At 72.3% G+C, this 13,331-nt stretch carries 14 protein-coding genes; 11 read left to right on the forward strand and 3 right to left on the reverse strand.

The features are described from left to right. From FK498_RS12915 to FK498_RS12945, 7 genes are all read left to right on the forward strand, one after another. Positions 1 to 861: HlyD family secretion protein (locus tag FK498_RS12915; protein ID WP_141855191.1), on the forward strand; the 861-nt coding region annotated here is incomplete at its 5' end. A 23-nt stretch (positions 862 to 884) separates the two neighbouring features. Continuing rightward, positions 885 to 2,864 (forward strand): glycosyltransferase, encoded by a 1,980-nt coding sequence (locus FK498_RS12920; protein ID WP_141855193.1) that lies wholly within the window; start codon positions 885 to 887, stop codon positions 2,862 to 2,864. A gap of 41 nt (positions 2,865 to 2,905) precedes the next feature. Then, positions 2,906 to 4,009, forward strand: a complete 1,104-nt coding sequence (locus tag FK498_RS12925; protein WP_141855195.1) for a lysine-2,3-aminomutase-like protein — start codon at positions 2,906 to 2,908, stop codon at positions 4,007 to 4,009. Between the two features lie 210 nt (positions 4,010 to 4,219). Continuing rightward, positions 4,220 to 4,663, forward strand: a complete 444-nt coding sequence (locus FK498_RS12930; RefSeq protein ID WP_141855197.1) for a methylated-DNA--[protein]-cysteine S-methyltransferase — start codon at positions 4,220 to 4,222, stop codon at positions 4,661 to 4,663. 33 nt (positions 4,664 to 4,696) lie between these two features. Further along, positions 4,697 to 5,674 (forward strand): quinone oxidoreductase, encoded by a 978-nt coding sequence (locus FK498_RS12935; protein ID WP_202614847.1) that lies wholly within the window; start codon positions 4,697 to 4,699, stop codon positions 5,672 to 5,674. Continuing rightward, a complete protein-coding gene (locus FK498_RS12940; RefSeq protein ID WP_141855201.1) occupies positions 5,671 to 6,138 on the forward strand; it encodes a cupin domain-containing protein in 468 nt (155 codons plus the stop codon). The genes FK498_RS12935 and FK498_RS12940 overlap by 4 nt, the downstream gene beginning before the upstream one ends. Positions 6,139 to 6,152: 14 nt before the next feature. Next, positions 6,153 to 6,731 (forward strand): NADPH-dependent FMN reductase, encoded by a 579-nt coding sequence (locus FK498_RS12945; RefSeq protein ID WP_141855204.1) that lies wholly within the window; start codon positions 6,153 to 6,155, stop codon positions 6,729 to 6,731. Between the two features lie 18 nt (positions 6,732 to 6,749). Here FK498_RS12945 and FK498_RS12950 read toward each other — a convergent pair whose 3' ends face one another. Then, positions 6,750 to 7,493 (reverse strand): GNAT family N-acetyltransferase, encoded by a 744-nt coding sequence (locus FK498_RS12950; RefSeq protein ID WP_161988406.1) that lies wholly within the window; start codon positions 7,491 to 7,493, stop codon positions 6,750 to 6,752. Positions 7,494 to 7,609: 116 nt separating this feature from the next. On the opposite strand from FK498_RS12950, the gene FK498_RS12955 reads away from it, so the two are divergent. After that, entirely contained in the window at positions 7,610 to 8,062 is a 453-nt protein-coding gene (locus FK498_RS12955) for a (2Fe-2S)-binding protein (protein ID WP_141855207.1), read from the forward strand. 11 nt (positions 8,063 to 8,073) lie between these two features. After that, entirely contained in the window at positions 8,074 to 10,206 is a 2,133-nt protein-coding gene (locus tag FK498_RS12960) for a molybdopterin cofactor-binding domain-containing protein (RefSeq protein WP_141855209.1), read from the forward strand. A 97-nt stretch (positions 10,207 to 10,303) separates the two neighbouring features. On the opposite strand, the gene mtgA is transcribed toward FK498_RS12960, so the two are convergent. Next, positions 10,304 to 10,966: a monofunctional biosynthetic peptidoglycan transglycosylase gene (gene mtgA / locus FK498_RS12965; protein ID WP_141855211.1), complete on the reverse strand. Its 663-nt coding sequence runs from the start codon at positions 10,964 to 10,966 to the stop codon at positions 10,304 to 10,306. A gap of 138 nt (positions 10,967 to 11,104) precedes the next feature. Between mtgA and FK498_RS12970 the strand changes: the two genes are divergently transcribed. Further along, positions 11,105 to 11,350: a helix-turn-helix domain-containing protein gene (locus FK498_RS12970; RefSeq protein WP_141855214.1), complete on the forward strand. Its 246-nt coding sequence runs from the start codon at positions 11,105 to 11,107 to the stop codon at positions 11,348 to 11,350. Positions 11,351 to 12,189: 839 nt separating this feature from the next. Continuing rightward, positions 12,190 to 12,396 carry a hypothetical protein gene (locus tag FK498_RS12975; protein ID WP_141855216.1) on the forward strand — a complete coding sequence of 69 codons (207 nt, stop codon included), beginning with the start codon at positions 12,190 to 12,192 and terminating at the stop codon, positions 12,394 to 12,396. Between the two features lie 12 nt (positions 12,397 to 12,408). Here the strand turns inward: FK498_RS12975 and odhB are convergent. After that, positions 12,409 to 13,331, reverse strand: a 923-nt coding sequence (gene odhB / locus FK498_RS12980) for a 2-oxoglutarate dehydrogenase complex dihydrolipoyllysine-residue succinyltransferase (protein ID WP_141855218.1), incomplete at its 5' end; no start/stop codon positions are given.

Consider the following 13,331-nt stretch of genomic DNA (forward strand, 5'->3'; position numbering starts at 1 on the left):
CGCGCGGACCTCGCGCATCTGCGCAGCCTGCTGGCGGCGCGCCATGTCGCTCCGGTCCGCGTCGAGGCGGCCGAGGCGGCGTTGCGCCGGGCCGAGGCGGCGGCCGAGGCCCTGGCCGCACGGATCGCGCGGCTCGAGATCGAACGTCAGGCCGCCGAGGCCGGGCTGCAGCTCCGCGACGGCCAGAACGACGTGCCCTACACCGTGCAGCAGCGTGACCGGGTGATGCTGGAACGACGGCAGCTCGCCGATCGGCTGGCCGAGGCCGAGGCGCGCGAAGGGGCGCTCGCGGCCGCCCTGGCCGCGGAGCAGGCGGCGCTCGAGGCGCGCTCGCGCTACGCCTACGCCGCACCGGACAACCTCGTTGTGTGGGAACGCCACGCCACGCCCGGCGCGCCGGTGAAGCCGGGCGATCCCCTGCTGGACCTGGTCCGCTGCGACCGCCTGTTCGTCGAGGTGGCGCTGCCCGATACCGCCTACAGCGCTCTCGCCACGGGCCAGACCGCGCACGTGAAACTGCGCGGCGACGTCGCGCTCGACGGCACGATCCGTTCCATCCGCGGTGCCGGCGCGCGCAGCCGCAAGACCCTGCTCGCCGCCGAACGGCCGGGCGAGCACGGAGCGCGCCTGACCGTCGAGGTGGCGCTGCCGCAAGACGCCGCCGCCCGGATCACGCCCGAGGCCGAGGGCGGGTTCTGCGGCATCGGCCGGATCGCCGAGGTGAGCTTCCCGGCCGGCCTGGGCGTGGCGGGCGGGCTGGCCGAGCGGCTCGCCGACCTGGCGCGCAGGCTCGGGGCCGCCGCCGGCTGGGCGGTCGGACTCGTCAGCCCCTCCCCCGCCGCGCGCGCCGCCGCCCCCTGATCGCGCGCGGGGCGGGCCGGCGCATGATCCTCGACATCCCGCATGAGGCCTTCTGGCCGCTGCTCGCCGTCTGCGGCCTGCTGCTCCTCGTCAGGGGGATCGGCAGCGATCGCCTCGCGCGTGCCGCCTTGCCGCCCGCGGTGGCGCTGATCGTCGCGCACTATCTCGTCTGGCGCTTCGCCGCGACGCTGGAGGGTCCCGGACTCGGTCCCGCCGACCACGCCTTCATCCACGCCTTCCTCGGCGTCGAGCTGCTCGCGCTCGCGGACGGCATGATCCTGATGCTGATGCTGTCGCGCCGGCGCGACAACTCGGCCGAGGCCGACCGGCACGAGCGCCGCCTCGCCGCCGCCGATCCGGCGAGCCTGCCGGCAGTCGACGTGTTCATCGCCACCTACAACGAGCCGCTCGAGGTGCTGGAGCGCACGATCATCGCCGCCCTCGCGCTCGACTGGCCCAACCTCAGGGTCTGGGTGCTGGACGACGGGCGGCGCGACTGGCTCAGGCGCTGGTGCGCGGACCGCGGCGCGGGCTACCTGACGCGGCCCGACAACAAGGGCGCGAAGGCGGGCAACATCAACGCAGCCCTCGGCCGCACCTCCGCCCCCTTCGTGCTGGTGCTGGACGCGGATTTCGCGCCGCGCGCCAACTTCCTGCGCCGCACCATGGGCTTCTTCGCCGATCCGCGCGTCGGCATCGTCCAGGCGCCGCACCGCTTCTTCAATCCCGATCCGATGCAGCAGAACCTCAGGCTGCACCGCGTGCTGCCGGACGATCAGCGGCTGTTCTTCGACGTCATCATGCCCGCGCGCGATGCCTGGGACGCCGCGTTCTGCTGCGGCTCCAACGGGGTGATCCGCCGTTCCGCGCTGGCCGAGGTGGGCGGAAGGCTGCCCGAGGGCTCGATCACGGAGGACATGCTCCTCACCCTGGTGCTGCTGCGCAAGGGCTATGTCACCCGCTACCTGAACGAGACCCTGGCGCTCGGGCTCGCCCCCGAATCCACCAACGCCTTCTTCGTGCAGCGCGCGCGCTGGGCCCGCGGCGCGATCCAGATCCTCCACCTCCGCCATGGCCCGCTCGGTCCGGGGCTCGGCCTGCTGCACCGGCTGTTCTTCCTGCCGACGCACTGGCTCTCGGGCAGCCTGGTGCAGAGCTTCTCGCTGATCGCGCCGGTGCTGTTCATGCTCACCGGGATCGTGCCGATCGCCAATGTCGGCGTGCCCGAGGTGCTGACCTACCAGCTCCCCGTGGTCGTGGGCTACATGGGGTCGCTGCAGGTGCTGTCGCGCGGCGCCTATCATCCGCTCGCGGCGCTGGTGCTGAGCGCCTTCTCGGCGGTACGGCTCCTGCCGGCGGTGTTGGTGACGCTGGTCCGGCCGCACGGGCATGCCTTCCGCGTCACGCCGAAGGGTCGCGACGCGATCGCCGGCGGGGTGGACCGGCTGGTTGCCGGCGCGGCGCTCACCCTGACCGCCGCGACCGCGCTCGGGCTGGTGCTGAACGCCGTGCCCGCGTGGCGGATCGTCGAGCGCGCGGCGCTGATCCCGGTGGTGGCCGGCTGGTCGGTCGTGAACGCCGTGGTGCTGCTGCTGGTGGCGGCGATGGCGATCGCGCGCCCGCCGGCGCGGGCCGAGGAGCGCTTCGCCATGGGCGGCGAGCCGGCCGCCCTGGTCGCGGGCGAGGCGCGCCTGCCCGCCGCGCTGGTGGATCTCAGCCTGTCCGGGGCGCTGCTTCGCCCCGAAGGCGACTGCGCCGCGCGGCCCGGCGACCGGGTGGCGGTCGAGATCGCCGGCGTGCCGCCGCTCGCCGCCTCCGTCGCGGGGGTGCGCCCGACGGGGATCGGGCTCCGCTTCGAGGCGGTGTCGGACGAGGCGCGGGCGGCCCTGATCCGGCGGCTGTTCTCGGAGGCGCACGAGCCGGTCACCGCGCCCGCCCCGCGCGAGAATGTGGCGGTCGCGCTGCTGGTGCGGCTCTTCCTCGGCGACCCGAAGCCCGCCTGACGGTTGCCGCGGCCCGTGCGCGGCCCTACACCGCTCGCGCCATGCCCGACGGCACGCTCATCCGCACCATCCGCGACATCCCCGGCCTGATCGCCGCCGGGCTCGTGCGCGCCGGCGAGGGCGCCGCGCTGGAGCAGGTCGCGGCGCGCTATGCGATCGCGCTCACACCTGCCGTCACCGCGCTGATCGACCCGTCTGATCCGGCCGATCCGATCGCCGCGCAGTACGTGCCCCATCCGGACGAGCGCATCACCGCGCCGGACGAGCATCCCGATCCGATCGCGGACCTGGCCCTGAGCCCGGTGAAGGGCATCGTGCACCGCTATCCCGACCGTGTGCTGCTGAAGCCGCTGCTCGCCTGCCCGGTCTATTGCCGGTTCTGCTTCCGCCGCGAGCAGGTCGGACCCGACGGCGGCGTGCTGAGCGAGACCGAACTCGCTGCCGCCCTCGCCTACATCGCCGCGCGTCCGGCGATCCGCGAGGTGATCCTGACCGGCGGCGATCCGCTGATGCTCTCGCCCCGGCGGCTGCGCGGGATCCTGGCCGCGCTCGAGGCCATCCCGCATCTCGAAAGCCTGCGCATCCACACGCGCGTGCCGGTCGCCGCGCCGTCGCTGGTCACCGAGGCGCTGGTCGCGGCGCTCGCGACCCGGAAGGCGCTGTGGGTGGCCGTGCACGTGAACCACGCGCGGGAGCTCGCGGCGGCGGCGCGCGCGGCGCTGGCACGGCTGGTGGCGCGCGGCATCCCGCTGCTGTCGCAGTCCGTGCTGCTCGCCGGGGTGAACGACAGCGAGGCGGCCCTGGAGGCGCTCTGCCGCGCGCTGATCGCCGCGCGCGTCAAGCCGCACTACCTGCACATGCTGGACTTCGCTCCCGGCACGGCGCGCTTCCGCGTCGAGGTCGCGCGCGCGCGCGCTCTTCACCGGAGCTTGCGGGGCCGGCTGCCGGGCCACGCCATCCCGACCCTGATCCTCGACATCCCCGGCGGGCACGGCAAGGTGCCGGCAGGCGAGAGCCATCTCGCGCGCGGGCCGGACGGATCCTGGAGGGCCCGCGATCCCTGGGGCGACGATCACGCCTATCCGCCGGACCGCCTCCGGGCTCAGGACGCGTCATCCGCCCCGTCGCGGCGCGGGCGCGGGTGAGGCCGACCGCGGCGGAACCCGCGCGTCCGCCGCGCCGTCATGAGAGGTGCTCCAGGGCGAGCGGCCGGCGGTGCCACGGCCCCGGGCCGCGCAGCATGAGGCCGGGAGCGGGGGCAGGGCCGGCCGAGGCCGGCGCCACGCCCGCCACCTTGACACCCCCCCCCCCGCCCGCCCCAAACGCCCGCCCCCAGGCCCAACGGGAGAGGGCCCGTGCCGCAACTGACCGCGCTCACCCCGCTCGGCGAGCTCACCCTGTCCGAGGAGGACGGGGCCATCGTCGCGCTCGACTGGGGCCGCGGCCGCGATCAGACCGCCACCCCCCTGCTCCAGCGGGCCATAGCTGCCCTGCACGCCTATTTCGACGGGGCGGCCGAGCCCTTTGCCGACCTGCCCCTCAACCCCGCGGGCACCGCCTTCCAGCGTCGCGTCTGGACCGCCATGCGGGCCATCCCGCGCGGCCGGACCCGCAGCTACGGCGAACTCGCCCGCGACCTGCGCTCCTCCGCCCGCGCCGTCGGCGCCGCCTGCGGCGCCAACCCCATCCCCGTCATCATCCCCTGCCACCGGGTGACCGGCGCACGCGGCCTCGGCGGCTACTCCGGCGGCGACGGCGCCGCCACCAAGCGCTACCTCCTCGGCCTCGAACAGGCCTGACACCACCGGCAACCCCCTCGAAGGACGCGCCTGATGAACCACGCGATCCGCATCCACGAGCACGGCGGCCCCGAGGCCATGAAGTGGGAGGAGATCCCCACCCCCTCGCCCGGCCCGGGCGAGGCCCTGGTGCGCCACGCCGCCGTCGGCCTCAACTACATCGACGTCTATTTCCGCACGGGGCTCTACAAGCCGCCCTCGCTGCCCTGCGTGATCGGCATGGAAGGTGCCGGCATCGTCGAGGCCGTCGGCGAGGGCGTGACGGTGGTGCGGCCCGGTGACCGTGTCGCCTACGCCACCGCCCCGATCGGCGCCTATGCCGAGGTCCGCACCATCAAGGCCGACCGGCTCGTGAAGCTGCCCGACGACATCTCGTTCGAGGTTGCCGCGGCGATGATGCTCCAGGGCATGACCGTCGAGTACCTGCTCCGCCGCACCTTCCCGGTGAAGCCCGGCCAGACCATCCTCGTCCACGCCGCTGCCGGCGGGGTCGGGCTGATCATGTGCCAGTGGGCGAAGCATCTCGGCGCGACCGTGATCGGCACGGTCGGCTCCGACGCCAAGGCCGAACTGGCCCGCGCCCATGGCTGCGACCATCCGATCGTGTACACGCGCGAGGACTTCCAGGCGCGCGTGAAGGAGATCACCGGAGGCAAGATGCTGCCGGTGGTGTACGACAGCGTCGGCCGCGAGACCTTCCTCAAGTCGCTCGACTGCCTGGCACCCCTCGGCATGATGGTGGTGTTCGGCAACGCCTCCGGCGCCGTGCCGCCCTTCGATGTCGGCATCCTCGCCGCCAAGGGCTCGCTGTTCCTGACGCGCCCCACGCTTGCCACCTACACCGCCAAGCGCGAGGACCTGGTCGCCTCCGCCGAGGCGCTGTTCGAGGTCGTGCGCAAGGGCGCGGTGAAGATCGAGGTGAACCAGCGCTTCCCGCTCAGGGACGCGGCCGAGGCGCACCGCGCGCTGGAGGCGCGGCAGACCACCGGCTCGACGGTGCTGCTGCCGTGACGCGCGCACTCCCGATCACCGCGATCGAGGAACGCAGCACCAGCTCCTATCCCGAACCGTTCCGTGACCGGGTCGCCGGGCGGCACTACCGCCGCCTGGCCGACGCCTTCGGGCTCACCCAGTTCGGCGTCAACCTCGTCCGCCTCGCCCCCGGCGCGATGAGCGCGCTGCGCCACGCCCACTCGGCCGAGGACGAATTCGTTCTTGTTCTGCAAGGACATCCGACCCTGGTCACGAACGATGCCGAGGAGACGCTCTCTCCCGGGCTCTGCGTCGGCTTCCCTTGCAACACCGGCGACGCCCACCACCTCGTCAACCGCTCGACAGCGGATGTGGTCTTCCTGGTCGTCGGCACCCGCGCCCCCGATCGCGACACCGTCGACTATCCGGATGAGGACCTGAGGATCGAACCCGGACCGGACGGATCGCGCCGCTTCATGCGCAAGGACGGCACCCCCTACTGACCGCGGAGAACACCATGGCCGGCCCCTACTCTGTCGCCGCGATCTGCGGTTCCCTGCGCAGCGCCTCGTGGAACCGCAGGCTGATGGACGCCGCCATCGCGCGCGCCCCCGCCGCACTCTCGATCCGCGAGGTGCCGATCGGCGACCTGCCCCTGTTCAACGAGGACCTGGAGCGCGACCCCTGGCCCCACGCCGTACTCGCCGCCGGCGCGTCCGTGCGCGCGGCGGACGCCGTGTTGATCGCGACGCCGGAATATAACGCCTCCGTGCCGGGGCCGCTCAAGAACGCGCTCGACTGGCTCTCGCGCAGGACCTCCGCCGGGCCGGCGCCCTTGAACGGCAAACCCGTCGCGATCATCGGCGCGACCCCGGGGCTGATGGGCACGGCGCGCGCCCAGGCGCAGCTGCGCCAGGCGCTGCAGAATCTCGCGCTGCCGGTCCTGCCGGGACCGAACGTGTTCGTCACCCAGGCGGCGACACGGTTCGACGATCAGGGTGCGCTGGCCGACGAGATGACCGCCCGGATGCTCGACACGCTGCTCGAGCGGTTCGTGGACTGGATCGAAAGGAGCGTCCGGCAGGGATCGCGCTGATCCGCCGGCCGGCTGCGCTCACTCCCGCACCCGATAGGCGTAGCGGTACGACTCGCGGAACCCCAAGCGGCGGTAGAGCGACAGCGCGGCGTCGTTGTCCACCTCGACCTGCAAGCACGCGACCCGCGCCCCCTCGGACCGTGCCCAGCCGAAGGAGGCGAGACACGCACGCCGCGCGAGGCCGCGGCCGCGCATTGCCGGCAGGGTCGCCACGCCGGACAGCACGGCGACCGCGCCATCCGCCGCCACACAGGCCACCGACGCCACCCGGCCCTCCACCCGCACCGCCACCCAGGCCGCCGGCACCAGAAGGAGCGCAGGGAACAGCCTGAGCTCGGCCATCCGCGCCGCCGACCGCGCCGCGGCCGCCTCCGCAGCATCGAACCAGGCCTGATCCGGCGCCTCCGCCGTCTCCGCCGGCCCGTCCGGCAGGGGCAGCCCGTCCAGCGCCCCGACCATCACGATCGTCTCGCCCGTCCGCCCGTAGCCGCGCGCCATCAGCACCGGTTCCAGGGCCGCGGGCGACAACGGCGTGAGCCGGAACCTGGGCGGCAGGCCGGACCGCGCGTACCACCCCTCGATCCGCTGCACCCGCGCGGGCAGATCCGCCCCGTCCTCCGGATCGAGCCAGGTCGCGCTGTTCACCCGCCCCGCGCCGCCATGCCCCGCGCGCACCACCGCCGAGCCGCACAGCGCCTGGCGCGGCGCCGGCACCGCGTTCAGCGCGGCACGCTCCAGGATCCCGACCGGGGGCATCTCCATGGCGGCACAGCAAACCATGCCGCATCGCGGAACGGAACCGGGCGCCCGCCCGTGAATTGACCGCCCCTGCGCATCGCCATAGCCTCCCTCCGACAACGAAGAGGGGAGGACATGTCGTGATCGCACTCACCGTGAACGGTCGCGCGCATCGGCTCGATGCCGACCCGGAGATGCCGCTGCTCTGGGCGCTGCGCGACCTGCTCGACCTCACCGGAACGAAGTACGGCTGCGGGATCGCCGCCTGCGGCGCCTGCACCGTGCACATCGACGGCGTGGCCACGCGCGCCTGCGTGACCCCGCTCTCCGCAGCCGCCGGTCGCGCGGTCGTGACGATCGAGGGGCTCGATCCGGACGGCCGGCACCCGGTGCAACGCGCCTGGGTCGAGCTCCAGGTGCCGCAATGCGGCTACTGCCAGTCCGGCCAGATCATGCAGGCGGCGGCGTTGCTGCGGGAGCATCCGAAGCCGACCGACGCCGAGATCGACGCGGCGATGGCAGGCAATCTCTGCCGCTGCGCCACCTACGAGCGCATCCGCGCGGCGATCCATCGCGCCGCCGAGCTTGCCTGAGGGAGGCCGCCATGAACGCCGTCACCCTGAACCGGCGCGGCCTGCTGCGGAGCGGCGCCGCCGCCGCGGTCGCGCTCAGCATCCCTGTAGCCCTGCCCGCGCGCGGGCTCGCGCGCAACGGCGACGCGCTCACCGCCTATCTGCGCATCGCGCAGGACGGCGCCATCACCCTAATCACGCCCGCGACCGAGATGGGCCAGGGCACGCATACCGCGCACGCCATGCTGGTCGCCGACGAGCTCGGCGTGCCGCTCTCGGCGATCCGGACGATCCGCGTCGGGCAGCCCTCCGAGCCGATGCGCCGCCCGCCGGGCGAACAGTCCACTGGCGGATCGACCGGCACGCGCGCCTGGGTCGCGCGTCTGCGCACCGCTGCCGCGCAGGCGCGCGAGGTGCTCACCGAGGCCGCGGCGCGGCGCATGAACGTGCCGGTTGCGGAACTGAAATGCCAGGATGGGGCGATCGTGCACGCCGCCTCGGACCGCTCGATCCCGATCGGCTCGCTGGTGCGCGAGGCCGCCCTCCTGCCCCTGCCCGAGAAGCCGGCGCTGCGTCCGGCCGGCGAGCTCCGCATCGTCGGCCGGCCCACCCCGCGTCTCGACATCCCCGCCAAGGTGACGGGGCGCGCCGTGTTCGGCATGGACGTCAAGGTGCCGGGCATGCTCTATGCCTGCGCCCGCCTTGCACCCGTCTATCGCGCCGAGCTCGACGGCTTCGACCGCGCCTCGCTCGACCGCATCGACGGCATCGTCGATGTCGTGCCGCTGCCGCGCGGCGTGGCGGTGGTGGCGGAGAATTCCTGGGCCGCGATCAGGGGCGCGGAGGCGATCGCGATCCGCTTCAAGCCGACGCCGCACGACACGCTCGACAGTGCGGCGCTGTCGCAGCGCATGATCGCCGCGCTCGACCAGGAGACCAGGGCGATCGCGAAGAACGAGGGCGATGTCGAGGCGGTGCTGCGCAACGCGGCCAAGACCGTCGAGGCGGTCTACGAGGTGCCCTATCTCGCCCATGCCTGCATGGAGACCGACAACGCCACCGCCCAGGTGACGGCCGAGGGCGTCACGGTCTGGGCGCCGACGCAGCACCAGGACTGGGCGCTCGCCGAGGCCGCACGCGCCGCCGGCGTCGATCCCTCGAAGGTGACGATCCACACCACGCTGCTCGGCGGCGGCTTCGGGCGTCGCTACGCCTCCGAGGTGGTCGGCCAGGCGGTGACGGTGGCCAAGGCCGTCGGACGGCCGGTGAAGCTGTTCTGGCGCCGCGAGGACGAGTTCGCGCAGGGCTACTACCGTCCCGCGCAGGTCGCGCGCATGCGCGCAGCCCTCGATGCCGACGGCCGGCTGATCGGCTTCTGGTTCCGCGCCGCAGGCCCGTCCACCGTGGCCGAGTTCCGGCCGAATGCGATCCAGCCGAACGGGCTCGACCCGCAGCAGGTCGCCTCGGTCGCCGACAGCCGGTACCGGTTCGGTGCGTTCCGCGCCGACTGGGTGCGCGTCGACGGGCCGCCGCGCAACTGGATCTGGCGGTCGGTGGGGGCGAGCCAGAACGGCTTCTTCCTCGAGAGTTTCCTCGACGAGGTGGCGCATGCGGCGGGGCAGGATCCGTACCGGTTCCGTCGCGAGCTTCTCGCGCACGACGCGCGCGCGCTGAAGGTGCTGGACACGGCCGCCGAGAAGGCCGGCTGGGGCTCGCCGCTGCCCGCGGGCCGTGCGCGCGGCATCGCCTATATGGAGAGCTACGGCTCGCTCTGCGCCGAGGTGGCCGAGGTGTCGGTCGGCGCCGATGGCGTGCGCGTGCATCGCGTGGTGGTGGCGCTCGACTGCGGCGACATCGTCAATCCCGATGCCGTCGAGGCGCAGCTCATGGGCGGTGTCACGCAGGGGCTGTCGGCGATGCTGGGCGAGGCGATCACCCTGAAGAACGGCGCAGCCGAGCAGCGCAACTTCGACACCTACCCGATCCTGCGGATCGATCGCGCCCCGAAGGTGGAGGCGCACGTGATCCGCTCCGGGCAGGGCTGGGGCGGGGTGGGCGAGCCCGGCGTGCCGCCGATCGCGCCGGCGGTGGCCAATGCGATCTTCGCCGCCACCGGCCGCCGCATCCGCCGCCTGCCGCTGACGGCGGAGGGTCTCGGCGTGTAGGTCGGATGGGTGGTCTGGAGGGAAGGGCCGATGGCCCTCTCCCTCCAGGGGGGGCCCGCGGGGGCCAGGGGCCGAACGGCTCTCGCCCCTGCACCCGTCAGAGGCAGGCCGTATCGACCTGATCCATGACGCCGCGGAGGCGCGGGGCGCGCGTCGAGACGTGGGCCTCGGGCCGCGAGGCGTTGCGTCCCAACGGATTGGGCAGAACGGCGGCGAGCAGCGAGGCCTGCACCGGCGTCAGCGCCGCCGCACCGCGGCCGAACAGCGCGCGCGACGCCGCCTCCGCGCCATAGAGGCCGGGGCCGAACTCGACGACGTTGAGATAGACCTCGACGATGCGCCGCTTCGGCCACAGGAGCTCGATCAGCAGCGTCGGATAGACCTCGAGCGCCTTGCGCAGCCAGTCGCTCCGCGGCCAGAGGAACAGGTTCTTCGCGGTCTGCTGCGTGAGCGTGCTGGCCCCGCGCAACCGCCCGCCGTCGCGCCAGTCATCCACCGCGCGGCGCAGCTCGACCGCATCGAAACCCCAATGCGCGCAGAAGCGCTGATCCTCGGCCGCGATCACCGCGCGCACGAGGAACGGCGAGATGCGGTCGAGCGGCACCCACTCGCGCGACCGGCCATGCCCGTCGATCGAGCGGATGACCATCAGCGGGGTCGCCGGTGGCGGGACGAAGCGGTAGGCGAGCACCACCGCTGCGGGCAGCAGCAGAGCCGCGGCGAACGCGATCAGGAGAGCACGGACGACCCGGCGGCGCATGAGAATCCGTCGTTCGCATCCAGTGGGAGGAGACTCGCGGCATGGGCCGCCACGGCACTACCATGCATCGAACGCGGTCGAGTCGCGGAGACGGGCCGGTCGGTAGCCGGCCCGGCTCGATAGCGCAGGAATTGATCCATGCTTGATGACATCGATTGGGACGACATATCCATCGAGACCTTGCGTTCGCTGGTGGAGAGCAAGGTGCCGGAGAGCGAGCGCCTGGACTACAAGCGCCAAGTCTACGGCAGCAAAGACAACCTTGAGATCGCGAAGGACGTCTCGGCGCTCGCCAACACGCAGGGCGGGCATGTGGTTCTTGGCATCTCGGAGACCGAAGGTGAGCCATCCGAGATCGTCGGCCTTGGACGGCATCGATCCTGACGCTGATACCCTCCGCACAAAGGCTCGACCTTTGTGCGGAGGGTATCGCGCGCGGGGCTGGTGGGGCGGCCGCGCGCGAACATGACCCCGTACCAGCCCGCCGAAGGTCAAACCTTCGGCGGGCTGGTATGAGATCCGGCGGATGGACGACGTCCTTCGCACCAGCGTCCAGCCATCGATCGCCGGCGTGCGCTTCAAGCCCATTCGCGACGGTGAACGCCTTGCGGCCATCGTCGTTCGCGTTCCGAAGAGCTGGCGTGCGCCGCACCAGGTCGTCGCGAACGGCACATACCGTTTTTACGGAAGGCGGTCACGGAGCAACGCGCCTCTCGACGTGGACGCGCTTCGGTCGCTGTTCACGCTCAGCGAAACCATCGGCGACCGGATTCGCCGTTTCCGAGAGGAACGTCTCGTACTGATAATCAGTGGCCAAACCCCCTTTGTTGTGACGGGAGACCACAGGATCGTCTGGCACGCGATTCCCTTCAGCGCGTTCGGATCGTCCGGGCTTCTCGATGTCCGTGCAATCCTGGGAAATAACGCCGCGTTCGACGGGCTCGGCGTATCAGGCGGGCTCAGACGCCCCAACGTCGACGGTGTCAGCAGGCCCCAAACACAACCCCACAGGGCCTACGCTCAAGTCTACCGTAACGGGACGATCGAGGTCGCCGAAGACTGGCCGTACCACGCTCCTCGCGGCGTTCCCGTGTTGCCCTGCAATGAAATTGCCGAAACTGTGCGCAGCAAGTTGTCTGCGACGCGAGACATTCTGCGGAAGATCGGAGCCGACGCTCCCGCCCGCCGTAGGGATCACACTGATCGGTATGAATGGTTGGCGGATGGGCGTCGGGGCAGGTCGCCATCCGCGCAACGAATGGGTCCTCGACAGGGACGTCATCGCGATACCCGAGCACCTCATCGAGACGCTCGACGGAGACATTGATCGTAACGCCAAACCAATCCTCGACATGATCTGGCAGGCGGTCGGCTGGCCAGAGGCCCAGGGCTTTGACGACAACGGCCGCTGGATTGGTGTGCGCGGATAGGAATCCGCCGCCTCACACCTCGAGCAGCAGACGCTCGGGCGCCTCGACGGCCTCCTTGATGCGCACCAGGGTGGAGACCGCCTCGCGGCCGTCGATGATGCGGTGGTCGTAGGAGAGCGCCACGTACATCATCGGCCGGATCTCCACCTTGCCGCCGACCGCGACCGGCCGCTCCTCGATCTTGTGCATCCCCAGGATCGCGGATTGCGGCGGGTTCAGGATCGGCGTCGAGAGCAGGCTGCCGAACACGCCTCCGTTGGTGATCGAGAACGTTCCGCCCGACATCTCCTCGAGCGTGAGCGTGCCCTCGCGCGCCTTCCTGCCGAACTCCGCGATCGCCGCCTCGATCTGGGCGAGGCTCAGCGTCTCGGCATTGCGCAGCACCGGCACGACGAGCCCGGTCGGGCCGGAGACCGCGATGCCGATGTCCATGTAGTGGTGCTGGACGATCTCGTCGCCCTCGATGAAGGCGTTGACGAGGGGGAACTCGCGCAGGGCCGCGACGCACGCCTTGACGAAGAAGCCCATGAAGCCGAGCCGCACGCCGTGGCGCCTCTCGAAGGCGTCGCGGTACGTCGCGCGCAGCGCCATCACCGCGGACATGTCGATCTCGTTGAAGGTCGTCAGGATGGCGGCGGTGTTCTGCGCCTCCTTCAGCCGCCGCGCGATGGTCTGGCGCAGCCGCGTCATCCTGACCCGCTCGACGCGGCGTTCGCCCGGCACGGCCGGCGCCTTCGCGGCCAGGGCTGCGGCGGGCTTCGCGGCGGCGGGCTTCGGCGCGGGCGACGCCTCCGGCTTCGCTGCCGCCGCACCGCCCTCGATCACCTTCAGCACGTCCCCCTTGGTGATCTGGCCGCCCTTGCCGGAGCCCTCGACCTGCGAAGGCTTCAGCCCCGCCTCGGCCATCAGCTTCGCCGCCGCCGGCAGGGGTGGGC

Origin of the sequence: Elioraea sp. Yellowstone, from assembly GCF_006704265.1 — a bacterium.
GTDB lineage: Bacteria > Pseudomonadota > Alphaproteobacteria > Acetobacterales > Acetobacteraceae > Elioraea.